Origin of the sequence: Pseudomonas sp. SORT22 (assembly GCF_018417635.1) — a bacterium.
In the GTDB taxonomy this organism is placed as follows: domain Bacteria; phylum Pseudomonadota; class Gammaproteobacteria; order Pseudomonadales; family Pseudomonadaceae; genus Aquipseudomonas.
On sequence record NZ_CP071007.1, the window covers coordinates 710,013 to 725,000 of the forward strand.

Sequence of the window (14,988 nt, forward strand, 5' to 3'; positions counted from 1 at the left end):
GATCGAACATGGATATCAAGAGCGCGCTGAGCCGCATCGTCGGCCACCTGGACCTGAGCACCGAAGAAATGCGCGATGTCATGCGCGAAATCATGACCGGCCAATGCACCGAGGCGCAGATCGGCGCCTTCATGATGGGCATGCGCATGAAGAGCGAGAGCATCGATGAAATTGTCGGTGCCGTGTCGGTGATGCGCGAGCTGGCCGACAAAGTCGAGCTCAACACCCTCGACCAGGTGGTCGACGTGGTCGGCACTGGCGGTGATGGCGCCAACATCTTCAACGTATCCACCGCTTCGGCCTTCGTCGTCGCCGCCGCCGGTTGCACCGTGGCCAAGCACGGTAACCGTGCGGTCTCGGGCAAGAGTGGCAGCGCCGACCTGCTGGAAGCCGCTGGCATCTACCTGAACCTGACGCCGGTGCAGGTCGCACGCTGCATCGACAGCGTCGGCATTGGCTTCATGTTTGCCCAGACCCACCACAAGGCGATGAAATACGCCGCCGGCCCGCGTCGTGACCTGGGCTTGCGTACCCTGTTCAACATGCTCGGCCCGCTTACGAATCCGGCCGGGGTCAAGCACCAGGTCGTCGGCGTGTTCACCCAGGCACTGTGCCGCCCACTGGCTGAAGTGCTACAACGCCTGGGCAGCAAGCATGTGCTGGTGGTGCATTCGAAAGATGGCCTGGACGAATTCAGCCTGGCGGCGCCAACCTTCGTTGCTGAACTCAAGAACGACCAGATCAGCGAGTACTGGGTCGAGCCCGAAGACCTCGGCATGAAAAGCCAGAGCCTGCATGGCCTGGCCGTGGAGAGCCCGGCCAAGTCGCTGGAGCTGATCCGCGATGCCCTGGGCCGGCGCAAGACCGAGAACGGCCAGAAGGCTGCGGAAATGATTGTGCTCAACGCCGGCGCCGCACTGTACGCCGCCGACCATGCCATGAGCCTCAAACAGGGCGTGGAGCTGGCTCACGACGCATTGCACACTGGCCTTGCCCGGGAAAAACTCGAAGAGCTCGGTGCCTTTACCGCGGTATTCAAGCAGGAGAATGAAGGATGAGTGTGCCGACGGTTCTGGAAAACATTCTGGCGCGCAAGGTCGAAGAAGTCGCCGAGCGCAGCGCCCGTGTCAGCCTTGCCGAGCTTGAACGCCTGGCGGCCGCTGCCGATGCGCCACGCGGTTTTGCCAAGGCCCTTATCGAACAGGCCAAGCGCAAGCAGCCTGCAGTCATTGCCGAAATCAAGAAAGCCTCGCCAAGCAAGGGTGTGATCCGCGAAAACTTCATTCCGGCCGACATTGCCGTCAGCTACGAGAAGGGCGGCGCGACCTGCCTGTCGGTGCTGACCGACGTCGATTACTTCCAGGGCGGCGACATCTACCTGCAACAGGCGCGCGCCGCGTGCAAGCTGCCGGTGATTCGCAAGGACTTCATGATTGATCCTTATCAGATCGTCGAAGCCCGGGCCTTGGGCGCCGACTGTGTGCTGCTGATCGTTGCCGCGCTGGATGATGTGAAGATGGCCGAATTGGCCGCGACGGCAAAAGGCGTGGGCCTCGATGTGCTGGTCGAAGTGCACGACGGCGACGAGCTGGAGCGGGCGCTGAAGACTCTCGACACGCCGCTGGTGGGCGTCAACAACCGCAACCTGCACACCTTTGAAGTCAGCCTGGAAACCACCCTCGACCTGCTGCCGCGCATCCCCCGTGATCGCCTGGCCATCACCGAGAGCGGCATCCTCAACCGCGCCGACGTCGAGCTGATGGAAATCAACGAGGTCTACTCCTTCCTGGTCGGCGAAGCGTTCATGCGCGCCGAACACCCGGGGCTGGAGCTGCAGCGCCTGTTCTTCCCGGAGCGTGTGGTGCAGAACCCGGTGCAAGGCCTGGACTGATTCAACTCTGAAGCCGGCGATGCCGGCTTTTTTGTTTCTACAAGGTTAATGCGATGACTGATCAAGTGCTTGATGTCACTGTCGAGGCCGGGCTGCACGCCGAACAGGAGCTGCTGGCGGCGGTATGCAAGGGCGAAAAGGATCATGGCCTGTTGTTCTGGCGACCGACCGATCATGCCCTGGTCATGCCCCGGCGCATGAGCCGCCTCGAAGGCTTCGAGGCGGCCTGCGCCGAGCTTGCGATTGCCGGTTGGCCGGTGCTGCTGCGCGAAACCGGTGGTGAGCCAGTGCCGCAGTCGCCGGCGGTGATCAACATCGCCCTGGTTTACGTCGCACCAAAAAGCGAAGGTGATCACGGCCGTATCGAAAACGCCTACGAGCGTCTGTGCCTGCCGCTGTGTGATGTGCTGCGCGAATGGGGCGGGATGGCGTCGGTGGGGGAAATCGAAGGGGCGTTCTGTGATGGCCGCTACAACGTCAACCTTAACGGTCGCAAACTGGTCGGCACTGCCCAGCGCTGGCGCCAGGGCCTGGGTGGCAAGCGCCCGGTGGTGTTGGTTCATGGTGCGTTGCTGCTGGATAACGAGCGCGAGTCGATGGTGGCGGCGGTTAACCGCTTCAACGAATGCTGCGAGCTGGAGCAGCGCTGCCTGGCCGACAGCCACATCGCTTTGCACGAGGTGGTACCCGAGGCGCCACTGCTCGAGCGCCTTGGCCAGGCCTATGCCGAAGTGATCAAAGGCATCGCCCGCGATTAACGGGTACCGAAGACCACCATGGTCTTGCCCTTGACGTGTACCAGGCTGCGCTCTTCGAGATCCTTGAGGACGCGGCCAACCATCTCCCGCGAACAACCGACGATGCGGCCGATTTCCTGGCGGGTGATCTTGATCTGCATGCCGTCGGGGTGGGTCATGGCGTCTGGCTGCTTGCACAATTCCAGCAGGCAGCGGGCTACCCGGCCGGTGACGTCGAAGAAGGCCAGGTCGCCGACCTTGCGCGTGGTGTTGCGCAGGCGCTGGGCCATCTGGCTGCCCAGGGCATAGAGAATGTCCGGGTCGTGACGCGCCAGTTCTCGGAATTTTTCGTAGCTGATTTCTGCAACTTCACATTCGCTTTTGGCCCGCACCCAGGCGCTGCGCTGGTGTTCCTGGCCGGCTGGTTCAAACAGCCCCAGCTCGCCGAAAAAGTCGCCACTGTTGAGGTAGGCGATGATCATTTCGTGGCCGTTGTCATCCTCGATAAGGATGGTCACCGAGCCCTTGACGATAAAGGACAGGGTTTCGGCCTTGTCACCGGCGCAGATGATGTTGCTCTTGGCCGCATAGCGGCGGCGCTGGCAATGGACCAGCAGCTTGTCGATGTTCTTGATCTTGGCTGGAAGGGCTGATGCAACCATGGCTGGATCCCGGTCAGGAGGCGACGCTTCAATTTCTTTTATAGATAGTCTGGCGATAAGCGCCAGTGATTTGGCGTCAGCTTATCAGACACTTGTCCTTCTATCGGCAGATTTACTCATGCGCTTGAGCTTTTCCGCCGGGCTCGCAGGGTCTAAGCTGGCAGCCTTTTTTCAATCAAGGGAGTCCAGGTAATGAAGGCGCGTATCCAGTGGGCAGGTGAAGCCATGTTTCTGGGCGAATCGGGCAGTGGCCATGTGGTCGTGATGGATGGCCCGCCCGAGGCCGGTGGCCGCAACCTGGGTGTACGGCCCATGGAAATGCTGCTGTTGGGCCTGGGTGGCTGCAGCAACTTCGATGTAGTCAGCATCCTGAAGAAATCCCGCCAGGCAGTAGAGAGCTGCGAAGCTTTCCTTGAAGCCGAGCGCGCCAGCGAAGACCCGAAGGTATTCACCAAAATCCACCTGAATTTCGTGGTCAAGGGCCGTGGCCTGAAAGAAGCCCAGGTCAAGCGTGCGGTCGAGCTGTCGGCAGAGAAGTATTGCTCGGCCTCGATCATGCTCGGCCGGGCCGGTGTCGAGATCACCCACAGCTACGAGATTGTCGAGCTCGGTTGATTACCAGCAAGCCCGCTCCTGTGGGGGCGGGCTAACGGCGCAGGCGCTCCAGCCCGATCAGCCAGGCCAGCCCCGGAACCAGCGCCACCACCAACCAATGCAGGTTGAAGACGAGCAAACCGACGATTTCTGCACTACTCCAGGTATTGCCAAAGGCGTCGGCAAATATCAGGCACTGCAGCCAGGCCGTCAGCGCGGCCGATAACACAAAGGCCAAGGCAAGCAGGCGCTGCCTGTGAATGAAGCAGCCGGCCAGCAGCAACAGCAGTTGCCCGGGCAGTGAAAACACCCACAGGTCGACGGCACTGTTGCCGTCAGGTTGGGAGATGTCAGGCAGTTTCAGGCTAAAGGGTTCCCCGCTCATGCCGGCGGTCAGCAGGCACACGAACAGATAAGCCACCAGCACCAGCCCCAGGCTTTGCAGCAAGCGAAGGCAAAATAACCGAATCATCAGTGGCGCAACCCCGGCAGCAGCTTCAGCAAGCCTTGCGGCAATCGCGCCTGCAAACGGCTGCTCAAAGCCTCGCGGTGCTTCTGATAGAAAAGCCCCAAGCCAATCACGCCCAACCCGATCAGGGTCAGCACCACCGGGAACAGCAGCGACTCGGCAAACACCTCGTAAGACAGGTAACCCAGGTACATCGCCACGCCCATGCCACCAAAGACCATGAACAGCGGACGGCGCAGCAACAGTGCTATGCCCATCAGGCCAAGGTTGATCAGACCATAAAGCGCTTTGTCCCATTCACTGTCGGTATCCAGCAGCGGCAAGCCGAGCCAGAAGGCCAGCAATCCGGCCAGATAGCCCCAGAAGGCATAGTCCTGGCGGGTGCGACCGTCGATCACCAGGAACACCAGCAATGTCGCCAGGCCAAACCACAGTGACACCGTACGCCGCTGATTCCAGTCGAAGGCCTCGCCATAGAACCATTCGCTCAGGTCCATGGACATGAACCACAAGGCCACGGCAATCGGCATGACGATGAACGGAAACGGGATCAGGCGCAGCATCAACAAGCCGGCCAGTATCGTCGCCGCCTCCATCAGCAGCCAACCGTCCTGCACGTAGGTGTAGTAGTTGTGGTAGTTGCCCTGGGCGTTGTCCAGTAGCCAGAAACCGCTGAGTCGCTGCGCCGCAAACACTGCCAGCGGTACGATGCTCACCGCCACCGCAGCAAGTACGCCAGCAGGGATGACCTGGCCGCGGCGTTGCATTAGCAAGGCGCCCAGGGTCAGTACGCCGATATAAATCAGTGAGACCAGCAGCAGGGCGCTGTCACCGACGCGCATCCAGGCTTCACTGAGCAGCCAGCCCATGGCGGCCATGATCAGCAGGGCGCCGAAGTAAAACGCCACGTGGGCCAGATGGAAACTGGCCTGGGTTTGCGGCTGGCGCTTGAGAAATTCAAGCAGGGCCTGATCCTGGCCCGGGTTCAGAACGCCGGCGCTGACTGCGCGGGCCAGGTCCTTGGCGTCGAAGCGTTCCGTCATCGGTGGTCCTAGATACGATAAGTGCTTTTGGTCATGACCTTGGCCATCAGGCTCATGCCGAACTTGACCGGTGCCGGGAAGCGGAAGCCGCCAGCATCCAGGGCCGATTCGGCATGTTGCTCTTCGTCGATGCGCATCTGCTCAAGAATCGCCCGGGATTTCTCATCCTCGGCCGGGATTTGCTCCAGGTGTTCGTCCAGGTGCTTGCACACCTGATGCTCGGTGGCGGCGACAAAACCCAGGCTGACCTTGTCGCTGACCAGGCCCGCGAGGGCACCGATGCCGAAGGACATACCGTAGAACAGCGGGTTGAGCACGCTGGGGTGGCTGCCGAGCTGGCGAATGCGCTGTTCGCACCAGGCCAGGTGGTCGATTTCTTCTTCGGCGGCGTGCTCCATGGCCTTGCGAACCTGGGGCAGCTTGGCGGTCAGGGCCTGGCCCTGGTACAGCGCCTGGGCACAGACTTCACCGGTATGGTTGATACGCATGAGCCCGGCCACATGGCGGGTCTGGGTTTCGTCGAGGGTGACATCCGGCTGGATGATCGCCGGCGACGGCCGGGAAGGCTGGCCGCTGAAGGGCAGCAAGGTGCGCATGGCGGTGTCGGCCTGCAGCAACAAGCGGTCGAGCGGGGAATAGTGACGTTCGGTAGCCATCGGGCACCTCCGCAAGAATGTGCCCGACAGTTTACCCCAATCGCGATGCCGGGGCTTGCCCTGGATCAGCCTGGTGGCCAGTGCATCTGACGCTGGCCAAGCACGTGCATATGAATGTGGTAGACGGTCTGCCCACCCAGCTCATTGCAGTTCATGACCACGCGAAAGCCGTCTTCGCAGCCCAGTTCCTTGGCCAGCCGCTGGGCAGTGAACAGGATGTGCCCGGCCAGGCCCTTGTCTTCTTCGGTCAGGTCGTTGAGGGTGCGGATCGGTTTTTTCGGGATGACCAGAAAATGTACCGGTGCCTGCGGGGCGATATCGTGGAAGGCCAGAACCTGGTCGTCCTCGTAGATGATCTTGGCCGGGATTTCCCGGTTGATGATCTTGGTAAACAGAGTATCCACTACGGCTGCTCCATGAGGGTGATCGGACTTGAGTGTACGCAGGCCAGACGCTTGCGCCCAGCCCTGTACAACTAGCGCGGGCAATAGGCCTGGTTGATGGCGCCGGCCAGCTTGCGTGCCAGCCAGCGCGATAGCCAGCGCGGGCTGAAGGCCAGCCAGCGGTTGCGCCGGCCGGGGATGATCAATGCGCGGTTCTTGTCCAAGGCGCGTACGGTATACAGCGCGACTTCTTCCGGGCTCAGGCTGCGTTGACCGTTTTCCAGCCGCGGGATACGCCGCAACGGCGAACGCACCGGGCCTGGGCACAGCACCGAAACCTTGATGCCGGTGCGTTTGAGCTCTTCGCGCAGGCCTTCGGAAAAGTGCAGCACATAGGCTTTGCTTGCCGCGTAGCTGCTCATCCACGGGCCGGGCGCGAAGGCGGCAAGCGATGCGACGTTGAGTATCTGCCCGCCGCCCTGAACCGCCATGGCATTGCCAAGGGCGTGGCAGAGGCGGGTCAGGGCGAGGATGTTCACCTCGATCAGGTCCTGCTCATCGCTCCATTCCTGGGCCAGAAAGTGCCCGTAGGAGCGAATTCCGGCGCAGTTGACCAGCAAGTCGATGTGCCGCTCGCTTTCTTCCAGCTCCAGCAGGAACCCCGACAACCGCAGCGGCTCGCCCAGGTCGCAGGCACGAAACAGCACTTCGACGCCAAACCGCTGGGTCAGCTCGATGGCGATGCTTTCCAGCGGGTCGCGCTGTCGGGCCACCAGGATCAAATTGCGTCCCCGACGTGCCAGCGCCTCGGCCAGTGCCAGGCCCAAGCCGCTGGAGGCACCGGTGATCATGGCGTAACGGGTCATGCAGTTCTCCAGTCGGGAAGGGTGGCCAAAGTGCGCAGTTTACAGGTGCCGGGCCCGGAGTGCTGCTACCCGTGGCGTGTCTAGATGCCGGGGCGGGTGACGGTGACGTATGCAAGCCCGGCAACCAGGACCAGCCACAGCCAGGCCAGGATCACCACTGCGTTGTTGTTGGGCACTGGCGGCGCACCGAAGCGGTTGCTGCCACGCGTGCCGGGCATCAGTACCAGCACCAGGATGAAGAAGTTGCCGACCCATGGAAGGATCGACAGCCAGCAGAACCAGCCGCTCCAGTTCAGGTCGTGCAGGCGCTGGACGATGAACAGCATGCTCAGGATCCGTGCCGACAACAGGCCGATCATCATCAGGCCGCCGAGGTCCAGCGACATTGAACTGGACAGCAAGGCCACCAGGAAAATGCCGCCGATGGTCGCAGCGAACAAGACCAGGCTCCAGGCCAGCAGGCGCACGCGGCCAATTCGCCCTTCCAGGCTCATGACCTTGGGTTTGCTCGAGTTGGCGAGAGTCAGGGTGTCATACATGCGGGCTTCCTTTGCCGTGATAAAGCGTGAGTCAGCCCGGCCAGCGATGGCCAAGGGCTGTGGCCGAGGCGTGCGCCTGGCGGTATTCGGTATCCAGGCGGGTAATCAGTTGCTCGACCGAGCAGAGCTGGTCGATGGCACCGACACCTTGTCCGGCAGACCAGACGGTCTTCCAGGCCTTGGCCTCGTCGTCGATGGGTTTGAGCTTGGTCTCGGTGTGGCTGCGCAGGGCGGCCATGTCGAAACCGGCGTTTTCCAGGCTCTGGCGCATGAAGCTGGCAGGCACCCCGGAAACCGCAGCGGTGTGGATGATATCGGCTGCCTTGGCTTCAAGCATCATTTCTTTGTAAGGCCCCGGCGCCTGGCTCTCGTGGGTGGCGATAAAGCGCGTACCCAGGTAGGCGAGGTCAGCGCCCAGCAACTGCGCGGCGAGGATTTCCTGGCCACGGTTTATGCAACCGGCCAGCAGCAAGGTCTTGTCGAAGAACTGGCGAATCTCGGCGATCAGGGCGAACGGGCTCCAGGTGCCAGCGTGGCCGCCGGCGCCCGCGGCTACGGCAATCAGACCGTCGACACCGGCCTCGGCGGCTTTCTCGGCATGCCGGCGGGTGGTCACGTCATGGAACACCAGGCCGCCATAGCTGTGCACGGCATCGACCAGTTCCTTCACCGCCCCGAGGCTGGTGATGACGATCGGCACCTTGTGTTCGACGCACAACGCCAGGTCTGCCTGCAGGCGCGGGTTGCTCTGGTGCACGATCAGGTTGACGGCATAGGGTGCAGGTTTGTCGAGGGCCTCCAGGCCTGTTTCGATCTCTTCCAGCCAAGCCTTGAAGCCTGCGTTGTCGCGCTGGTTCAGGGCCGGGAAACTGCCGACCACACCGTTAGCACAACAGGCCAGTACCAGTTGCGGATTGGAGATCAGAAACATCGGCGCCGCTACCACCGGCAGGCGCAAGCGTTGTTCGAGCAGGGCAGGCAATGACATGGCAGGTTTCCCGAGGCTGAGTATGGGTTTAGGTTAGAACGGTTTGACCACCACCAGAATTACCACGGCCAGCAGGACCAGCACCGGCACTTCATTGAACCAGCGGTAGAACACGTGGCTGCGGGTGTTTTCGCCGCGGGCGAAGCGCTTGAGCTGTGCGCCGCACATATGGTGGTAACCGATCAGCAGCACCACCAGGGTGAGCTTGGCGTGCATCCAGCCCTGGCTCATGAAGCCCGGGGTCAGGCTCAGCAGCCAGATGCCGAAGACCAGGCTGGCGATCATCGCCGGCAGCATGATGCCGCGGTAGAGCTTGCGCTCCATGATCACGAAGCGTTCCTGGCTGATGCTGTCCTGGCTTTGTGCGTGATAGACGAACAGGCGCGGCAGGTAGAACAGGCCGGCAAACCAGCAGACCACGCTGACGATATGCAGCGCTTTGATCCAGAGAAAAAGCATGGGGTTGAGTTCCTTCAGGGTTCACGGTGGTCAGATAGTAGAGGCAAGGGGCCCGGCGAGCCATCGCAACAGTTGTGGGCGTGTTTCAGCGCCCCTATTATCGTGGGCTTTCCTGATGGTTCGTTGATAAGGGGCACGCGTTATGGTCAAGGTCGGTATCGTTGGCGGCACGGGTTACACCGGGGTCGAGCTGCTGCGTCTGTTGGCACAGCATCCACAGGCCGAGGTGGCAGTGATCACCTCGCGTTCCGAAGCTGGTCTGGCGGTTGCCGATATGTACCCGAACCTGCGAGGCCACTACGACGGCCTGGCCTTCAGCGTGCCGGACGTGAAGACCCTGGCCGCCTGCGACGTAGTGTTCTTTGCCACCCCGCACGGTGTCGCCCACGCCCTGGCCGGCGAGCTGCTGGCCGCGGGCACCAAGGTCATCGACCTGTCCGCCGACTTCCGCCTGCAGGACGCCGATGAGTGGGCCAAGTGGTACGGCCAGCCGCACGGCGCGCCCGAGCTGCTCAAGGACGCGGTCTACGGCCTGCCTGAAGTCAATCGCGAGCAAATTCGCCAGGCACGCCTGATCGCCGTACCGGGTTGCTACCCAACCGCTACCCAGCTTGGCTTCCTGCCGCTGCTCGAAGCCGGTATCGCCGACGCCTCGCGGCTGATCGCCGACTGCAAATCCGGGGTCAGCGGCGCCGGCCGTGGCGCGGCGGTGGGCTCGCTGTTCTGTGAGGCGGGCGAAAGCATGAAGGCTTATGCGGTCAAGGGGCACCGTCACCTGCCGGAAATCACCCAGGGCCTGCGCCGGGCGGCGGGTGGTGATGTCGGACTGACCTTCGTGCCGCACCTGACCCCGATGATCCGCGGTATCCATTCGACCCTGTATGCAACCGTCGCCGATACCTCGGTCGATCTGCAGGCGCTATTCGAAAAACGCTACGCCGATGAACCGTTCGTCGACGTAATGCCGGCCGGCAGCCATCCGGAAACCCGCAGCGTGCGCGGTGCCAACGTCTGCCGAATTGCCGTGCACCGTCCACAGGGCGGCGACCTGGTGGTGGTGTTGTCGGTGATCGACAACCTGGTCAAGGGCGCGTCGGGGCAGGCGGTACAGAACCTCAACATCCTCTTTGGCCTGGACGAGCGCATGGGGCTTTCCCACGCCGGTCTGCTTCCGTAAACGCCAGCTTTCAAGCTGCAAGTAAAAGGTGCACGCGATCCGCTTATAGCTTGCGGCGCACCTCTTGCAGCTTTTGTATTGTTGACCGCTTTTCTCGGAGAAGCGGATAATGCGCGTCATCACGCATTATGGCGGCATAGCGCCGGGAGATAGTCAGCATGAGCGTCGAATCCTTCACCCCTGTGGCATTGCAGTTCACTGAGGGTGCAGCGCACAAGGTGAAGACCCTGGTCGATGAAGAAGGCAATGATCGCCTGAAGTTGCGAGTTTTCGTGACCGGCGGCGGTTGCTCGGGTTTTCAGTACGGTTTCACTTTCGATGAAGACGTTGCCGAAGACGACACCATCGTCGAGCGCGAAGGCGTGGCTCTGGTTGTCGATCCGATGAGTTTCCAGTATCTGGCAGGAGCCGAGGTGGATTACCAGGAAGGCCTGGAAGGCTCGCGTTTCGTTATCAAGAACCCGAACGCCACCACGACCTGTGGTTGCGGCTCTTCGTTCTCGATCTGATCGCCAGGGCAGTACCGCAAACGCCGCGCTGATGCGCGGCGTTTTGCTGTCTGCGAGTTATGCCGGGTAGATCGCGCCCAGTACCCGCAGGCCACGGGCAGCGGTGACGCTGGGGCGGTTGGCGGGGATGCGCTGCAGGCAGCAGTGGGCCAGCCAGGCAAAGGCCATGGCCTCAACCCAGTCAGGGTCGATCCCGCAAGCGGCAGTGCTGCTGACCCGGGCGTTGGGCAGCAGGGCTGCCAGGCGCTGCATCAGCACGCTGTTGTGGGCGCCGCCGCCGCAGACCAGCAGTGCCTGGGTATCATCCTGTGCCGCTTGCAGCGAGCTGACGATGCTACGGGCGGTCAGTTCCAGCAGGGTGGCCTGCACGTCTTCATCCCGAAGGCTTGGCTGAGGGGCCAGGTGCTGATTGAGCCAAGGCAGGTTGAACACTTCGCGGCCGGTACTTTTCGGGCCGCTGCCTGCGAAGAACGGATCGCTCAGCAGCGAGGCGAGCAGGCCTGGGATAACCTGGCCGGTGCCCGCCCAGGCACCATTGGCGTCATAGCTGTGCCCTTGTTTCTGCTGAATCCAGGCATCGAGCAGCACGTTACCCGGCCCGCAGTCGAAGCCGCTGACTGGTTTGTCCTGTTCGATCAGGCTCAGATTGCTGAAGCCACCGACATTGAGCACCGCCAGGCGTTGGCCCTGATGGGCGAACAGGGCTTCGTGAAAGGCCGGTACGAGGGGAGCGCCCTGGCCGCCGGCGGCAACGTCACGGCGACGGAAGTCGCTGACCACGCTGATGCCGGTAAGCTCAGCCAGCAGCGCCGGGTTGCCGATCTGTACGGTAAAGCCGCGCGCCGGTTCGTGGCGGATGGTCTGGCCGTGGCTGCCGATGGCGCGAATGGCCTCGGGCGTGAGGTTGCGCGCGGCCAGCAGGTGCTGGATACCTTCGGCGGCAAGCTGCACCCAGCGGTTTTCGGCCAGGGCGGCGCGGGCAATCTCGTCCGGCCCGCTGGCGCACAGGGCCAGCAGGTCCTGGCGCAGGTCGGCGGGCATGGGGATGTAATGGGTGGCGAGCAGCGTGAGCTGCTGCTCCTGTTCGATCAAGGCGATGTCCACGCCATCGAGGCTGGTCCCGGACATCACACCCAGATAGAGCGGCATTGCTTAACGCTTGCTCGAAGCAAGCAGGGTGGCCTTTTCCTGGTCCATGCGCGCGACCAGTGGCTGGCTTTGCTGCAGGAAACGCTGGCGCTCGGCTTTGGCGATCGGGTCAGCCATTGGCAACTTCTGCCCGAGCGGGTCGACGTGGACGCCGTTGACCTGGAACTCGTAGTGCAGGTGCGGGCCGGTAGACAGGCCGGTGGTGCCAATGTAGCCGATGATTTGCCCTTGCTTGACGGTGCCGCCGGTCTTCACGCCCTTGGCGAAGCCCTGCATGTGCCCGTACAGGGTCTGGTAGCGGTTACCGTGCTGGATGATCACGGTATTGCCGTAGCCGCCGCGGCGGCCTGCCAGCAGCACTTTACCGTCACCGGCCGCCTTGATCGGTGTGCCGCGTGGTGCTGCGTAGTCGACACCTTTGTGCGCGCGGATCTTGTTCAGGATCGGGTGCTTGCGGCCAGCCGAGAAGCGCGAGCTGATGCGGGCGAAATCAACCGGAGTGCGGATGAACGCCTTGCGCATGCTGTTGCCGTCGGCGGTGTAGTAGTTGGTGTTGCCCTGCTTGTTGGTGTAGCGCACTGCGGTGAAACTCTTGCCGCGGTTGGTGAAGCGGGCAGAAAGGATATTGCCGGTACCGACGACCTTGCCGTTCATGACCTTCTGTTCATAGATCACGTCGAACTCGTCGCCCTGGCGGATATCCTGGGCGAAGTCGATGTCATACCCGAAGATGCGCGCCATATCCATGGTCAGGTTGTGATTCAGGCCGGCACGCTGGGCCGAGGCCGACAGCGAACTCTTGATCACGCCATGTACATAGGCCGAGCGAACCACGGGCTTGCTGATTTCACGGTTGAACGCGTAACCGTTTGCGCTCTTGGTCAGGCGAATGGTTTCCAGATCACTGAGCTTGCTGTGCAGGCTGGCCAGTTGACCGTCCTTGTCCAGTTCGATCTGCAGTACCTGGCCATGCTTGAGCTGGCTGAACTGCTTGGCCTGCTTGTTACTGGCCAGCACTTCATGCACAGCGGTGGCCGGCAGGCCGACCTTGGCGAACAGGGTCGACAGGGTATCGCCGCGGCTTACGGTGACTTCGCGGTGGCTTGGGTCCTTGTCTGGCGCGGCTTCGGCAGCGGCGGGCGCAGGCTCGGTCTTGGCGGTTTCCTCGGTTGCTGCGGCGCTGTTGTCGATCTGCGCAAACGGCGAGGGGGTGGCGTCGGTGTTCTGGGTAAGTGGGGCGTCCTGTTCCTGCTTGAGTTGCTCTGCCGGGCTTTCCAGCTCCAGGTTCAGGGTGGTTTTCTTGGCTTCGACCTCGCTGGATGGGAACACCAGCAAGGCCAGGCTGAGTAAGGCGGCGATGCCGCTGGCGGCCAACAGGTGGCTCTTCGGATAAAGCGGGGGCGCTTTAGGCGGTTCGTTGGTCATAGATGAATTGACTTTGAAATAGATGAAGTGGAAAAGATGAATGACATGATGAAGATGAAATAACTGTATAAAATATAACCAAATCCCCTTCAGCGCAAGCGCGCAGACGTCATCAGTCGGCTTCGAGGTCACACTCGGGGCAAAAACTTGTATTTGATGGCTGATCTTGTATGGTTGGGTCCCTTTGAATCTGAGCCTTACGGGTCTGTTATGAAGTCGGTTGAAGAGCAGCTAGCGCTGATCAAGCGTGGAGCGGAAGAGGTACTGGTCGAGTCCGAGTTGGTCGAGAAGCTCAAGCGCGGGCAGCCGCTGCGGATCAAGGCGGGTTTTGACCCGACTGCGCCTGACCTGCACCTGGGGCATACCGTCCTGATCAACAAGCTGCGCCAGTTCCAGGACCTGGGTCACCAGGTGATCTTCCTGATTGGCGACTTCACCGGCATGATCGGTGACCCGAGCGGCAAGAGCGCTACCCGTCCGCCGCTGACCCGCGAGCAGGTACTGGATAACGCCGAGACCTATAAACAGCAGGTGTTCAAGATTCTCGACCCGGCCAAGACCGAAGTCGCGTTCAACTCCACCTGGATGGACAAGCTCACCCCGGCCGACTTCATTCGCCTGGCGTCGCAGTACACCGTGGCGCGCATGCTCGAGCGCGACGACTTCGACAAGCGCTACACCACCAACCAGCCGATCGCGATCCATGAGTTCCTCTATCCGCTGGTGCAGGGTTATGACTCGGTGGCACTCAAGTGCGACGTCGAGCTCGGCGGTACCGACCAGAAGTTCAACCTGCTTATGGGGCGCGAGCTGCAACGTGCTTACGGCCAGGAAGCACAGAACATCGTGACCATGCCGCTGCTCGAAGGGCTCGACGGCGTGAAGAAGATGTCCAAGTCCCTGGGCAATTATGTCGGCATCCAGGAAGCCCCTGGGGTGATGTACAGCAAGCTCGTGTCGATTCCTGACACCCTGATGTGGCGTTACTTCGAACTGCTGAGCTTCCGTTCCATGGAAGAGATCGAGCAGTTGCGTGCCGATGTCGCCAATGGCGCAAACCCGCGTGACATTAAGATCAAGCTGGCGGAAGAGATCGTTGCCCGCTTCCATGGCGAGGAGGCTGCCGCCAATGCTCACCGCGCGGCAGGTAACCGTATGAAAGAGGGCGAGTTGCCGGAGGATCTGCCTGAGGTTGAGGTCTCTGCGGCTGAAGGCTTGCCGATCGCTGCCGTGTTGAACCGCGCGGGTCTGGTGAAGAACTCGGCGATGGCGCGGGATCTGCTCAATGGCGGCGCGGTGAAGGTCGACGGTGCGGTGGTTGATCGTGATTTCATGTTTGCACTTGGCGCGACCCATGTATGCCAGGCGGGCAAGAAGGCATTTGCCCGGGTTACCCTCAAGGCTGAGTAGGCGGTAGCGGCAAGCTATAAGCTGCAAGCTA

At 61.9% G+C, this 14,988-nt stretch carries 18 protein-coding genes; 7 read left to right on the forward strand and 11 right to left on the reverse strand.

What is annotated here, in order from left to right; translation table 11 throughout:
- Positions 1-8 precede the first annotated feature (8 nt).
- The 3 genes from trpD to JYG36_RS03275 are packed head-to-tail and all read left to right on the forward strand — an operon-like array spanning position 9 to position 2,649.
- Positions 9-1,058, forward strand: coding sequence for an anthranilate phosphoribosyltransferase (trpD, locus tag JYG36_RS03265; protein ID WP_045199323.1), 1,050 nt, complete (start codon positions 9-11; stop codon positions 1,056-1,058).
- Positions 1,055-1,891: an indole-3-glycerol phosphate synthase TrpC gene (gene trpC, locus JYG36_RS03270; protein WP_093378986.1), complete on the forward strand. Its 837-nt coding sequence runs from the start codon at positions 1,055-1,057 to the stop codon at positions 1,889-1,891. The genes trpD and trpC overlap by 4 nt, the downstream gene beginning before the upstream one ends.
- 53 nt (positions 1,892-1,944) lie before the next feature.
- Positions 1,945-2,649, forward strand: coding sequence for a lipoate--protein ligase family protein (locus JYG36_RS03275; RefSeq protein ID WP_213603106.1), 705 nt, complete (start codon positions 1,945-1,947; stop codon positions 2,647-2,649).
- Here JYG36_RS03275 and crp read toward each other — a convergent pair.
- Positions 2,646-3,290 carry a cAMP-activated global transcriptional regulator CRP gene (gene crp / locus JYG36_RS03280; RefSeq protein WP_045199329.1) on the reverse strand — a complete coding sequence of 215 codons (645 nt, stop codon included), beginning with the start codon at positions 3,288-3,290 and terminating at the stop codon, positions 2,646-2,648. The two genes, JYG36_RS03275 and crp, sit on opposite strands and share 4 nt — an antisense overlap.
- A 192-nt stretch (positions 3,291-3,482) precedes the next feature.
- On the opposite strand from crp, the gene JYG36_RS03285 reads away from it, so the two are divergent.
- Positions 3,483-3,905 (forward strand): OsmC family protein, encoded by a 423-nt coding sequence (locus tag JYG36_RS03285; RefSeq protein ID WP_010221469.1) that lies wholly within the window; start codon positions 3,483-3,485, stop codon positions 3,903-3,905.
- Positions 3,906-3,936: 31 nt separating this feature from the next.
- Here the strand turns inward: JYG36_RS03285 and JYG36_RS03290 are convergent, their stop codons facing one another.
- The 8 genes from JYG36_RS03290 to hemJ all read right to left on the reverse strand — a co-directional run bounded on the left by JYG36_RS03290 (position 3,937) and on the right by hemJ (position 9,287).
- Positions 3,937-4,356, reverse strand: a complete 420-nt coding sequence (locus JYG36_RS03290; protein ID WP_052676536.1) for a hypothetical protein — start codon at positions 4,354-4,356, stop codon at positions 3,937-3,939.
- Positions 4,356-5,396: a DUF2157 domain-containing protein gene (locus JYG36_RS03295; protein WP_213603108.1), complete on the reverse strand. Its 1,041-nt coding sequence runs from the start codon at positions 5,394-5,396 to the stop codon at positions 4,356-4,358. The genes JYG36_RS03290 and JYG36_RS03295 overlap by 1 nt, the downstream gene beginning before the upstream one ends.
- A gap of 8 nt (positions 5,397-5,404) precedes the next feature.
- Entirely contained in the window at positions 5,405-6,052 is a 648-nt protein-coding gene (coq7, locus tag JYG36_RS03300) for a 2-polyprenyl-3-methyl-6-methoxy-1,4-benzoquinone monooxygenase (RefSeq protein WP_045199333.1), read from the reverse strand.
- Positions 6,053-6,117: 65 nt separating this feature from the next.
- Positions 6,118-6,456, reverse strand: coding sequence for a histidine triad nucleotide-binding protein (locus tag JYG36_RS03305; RefSeq protein ID WP_045199336.1), 339 nt, complete (start codon positions 6,454-6,456; stop codon positions 6,118-6,120).
- A gap of 71 nt (positions 6,457-6,527) precedes the next feature.
- Positions 6,528-7,301 carry an SDR family NAD(P)-dependent oxidoreductase gene (locus tag JYG36_RS03310; protein ID WP_045199338.1) on the reverse strand — a complete coding sequence of 258 codons (774 nt, stop codon included), beginning with the start codon at positions 7,299-7,301 and terminating at the stop codon, positions 6,528-6,530.
- An 80-nt stretch (positions 7,302-7,381) separates the two neighbouring features.
- Positions 7,382-7,840 (reverse strand): DUF805 domain-containing protein, encoded by a 459-nt coding sequence (locus JYG36_RS03315; protein WP_052676537.1) that lies wholly within the window; start codon positions 7,838-7,840, stop codon positions 7,382-7,384.
- Between the two features lie 31 nt (positions 7,841-7,871).
- Complete coding sequence (locus tag JYG36_RS03320) at positions 7,872-8,828, reverse strand: NAD(P)H-dependent flavin oxidoreductase (RefSeq protein WP_213603110.1); 957 nt, start codon at positions 8,826-8,828, stop codon at positions 7,872-7,874.
- Positions 8,829-8,861: 33 nt separating this feature from the next.
- Positions 8,862-9,287, reverse strand: coding sequence for a protoporphyrinogen oxidase HemJ (gene hemJ, locus JYG36_RS03325; RefSeq protein WP_045199341.1), 426 nt, complete (start codon positions 9,285-9,287; stop codon positions 8,862-8,864).
- A 142-nt stretch (positions 9,288-9,429) separates the two neighbouring features.
- Between hemJ and argC the strand changes: the two genes are divergently transcribed.
- On the forward strand, positions 9,430-10,464 hold the full coding sequence (gene argC / locus JYG36_RS03330) for an N-acetyl-gamma-glutamyl-phosphate reductase (RefSeq protein ID WP_213603112.1): 1,035 nt from the start codon (positions 9,430-9,432) through the stop codon (positions 10,462-10,464).
- A 158-nt stretch (positions 10,465-10,622) separates the two neighbouring features.
- Positions 10,623-10,973: an iron-sulfur cluster insertion protein ErpA gene (gene erpA / locus JYG36_RS03335; RefSeq protein ID WP_010221479.1), complete on the forward strand. Its 351-nt coding sequence runs from the start codon at positions 10,623-10,625 to the stop codon at positions 10,971-10,973.
- A gap of 57 nt (positions 10,974-11,030) precedes the next feature.
- Here erpA and JYG36_RS03340 read toward each other — a convergent pair whose 3' ends face one another.
- Both JYG36_RS03340 and JYG36_RS03345 read right to left on the reverse strand, forming a co-directional pair.
- The gene (locus JYG36_RS03340; RefSeq protein WP_213603114.1) at positions 11,031-12,122 is read right to left on the reverse strand and encodes an anhydro-N-acetylmuramic acid kinase; all 1,092 of its coding nucleotides are present in this window, start codon (positions 12,120-12,122) and stop codon (positions 11,031-11,033) included.
- Positions 12,123-12,125: 3 nt separating this feature from the next.
- Entirely contained in the window at positions 12,126-13,547 is a 1,422-nt protein-coding gene (locus JYG36_RS03345) for a peptidoglycan DD-metalloendopeptidase family protein (protein WP_213603116.1), read from the reverse strand.
- Positions 13,548-13,757: 210 nt separating this feature from the next.
- Between JYG36_RS03345 and tyrS the strand changes: the two genes are divergently transcribed.
- Positions 13,758-14,957 carry a tyrosine--tRNA ligase gene (gene tyrS, locus JYG36_RS03350; RefSeq protein ID WP_045199348.1) on the forward strand — a complete coding sequence of 400 codons (1,200 nt, stop codon included), beginning with the start codon at positions 13,758-13,760 and terminating at the stop codon, positions 14,955-14,957.
- Positions 14,958-14,988 lie beyond the last annotated feature (31 nt).

Bases quoted from the DNA above. Each gene is read 5' to 3' on its own strand.
- trpD (WP_045199323.1), top strand. From the start codon at position 9: ATGGATATCAAGAGCGCGCTGAGCCGCATCGTCGGCCACCTGGACCTG.
- trpC (WP_093378986.1), top strand. From the start codon at position 1,055: ATGAGTGTGCCGACGGTTCTGGAAAACATTCTGGCGCGCAAGGTCGAA.
- JYG36_RS03275 (WP_213603106.1), top strand. From the start codon at position 1,945: ATGACTGATCAAGTGCTTGATGTCACTGTCGAGGCCGGGCTGCACGCC.
- crp (WP_045199329.1), bottom strand. From the start codon at position 3,290: ATGGTTGCATCAGCCCTTCCAGCCAAGATCAAGAACATCGACAAGCTG.
- JYG36_RS03285 (WP_010221469.1), top strand. From the start codon at position 3,483: ATGAAGGCGCGTATCCAGTGGGCAGGTGAAGCCATGTTTCTGGGCGAA.
- JYG36_RS03290 (WP_052676536.1), bottom strand. From the start codon at position 4,356: ATGATTCGGTTATTTTGCCTTCGCTTGCTGCAAAGCCTGGGGCTGGTG.
- JYG36_RS03295 (WP_213603108.1), bottom strand. From the start codon at position 5,396: ATGACGGAACGCTTCGACGCCAAGGACCTGGCCCGCGCAGTCAGCGCC.
- coq7 (WP_045199333.1), bottom strand. From the start codon at position 6,052: ATGGCTACCGAACGTCACTATTCCCCGCTCGACCGCTTGTTGCTGCAG.
- JYG36_RS03310 (WP_045199338.1), bottom strand. From the start codon at position 7,301: ATGACCCGTTACGCCATGATCACCGGTGCCTCCAGCGGCTTGGGCCTG.
- JYG36_RS03315 (WP_052676537.1), bottom strand. From the start codon at position 7,840: ATGTATGACACCCTGACTCTCGCCAACTCGAGCAAACCCAAGGTCATG.
- JYG36_RS03320 (WP_213603110.1), bottom strand. From the start codon at position 8,828: ATGTCATTGCCTGCCCTGCTCGAACAACGCTTGCGCCTGCCGGTGGTA.
- hemJ (WP_045199341.1), bottom strand. From the start codon at position 9,287: ATGCTTTTTCTCTGGATCAAAGCGCTGCATATCGTCAGCGTGGTCTGC.
- argC (WP_213603112.1), top strand. From the start codon at position 9,430: ATGGTCAAGGTCGGTATCGTTGGCGGCACGGGTTACACCGGGGTCGAG.
- erpA (WP_010221479.1), top strand. From the start codon at position 10,623: ATGAGCGTCGAATCCTTCACCCCTGTGGCATTGCAGTTCACTGAGGGT.
- JYG36_RS03340 (WP_213603114.1), bottom strand. From the start codon at position 12,122: ATGCCGCTCTATCTGGGTGTGATGTCCGGGACCAGCCTCGATGGCGTG.
- JYG36_RS03345 (WP_213603116.1), bottom strand. From the start codon at position 13,547: ATGACCAACGAACCGCCTAAAGCGCCCCCGCTTTATCCGAAGAGCCAC.
- tyrS (WP_045199348.1), top strand. From the start codon at position 13,758: ATGAAGTCGGTTGAAGAGCAGCTAGCGCTGATCAAGCGTGGAGCGGAA.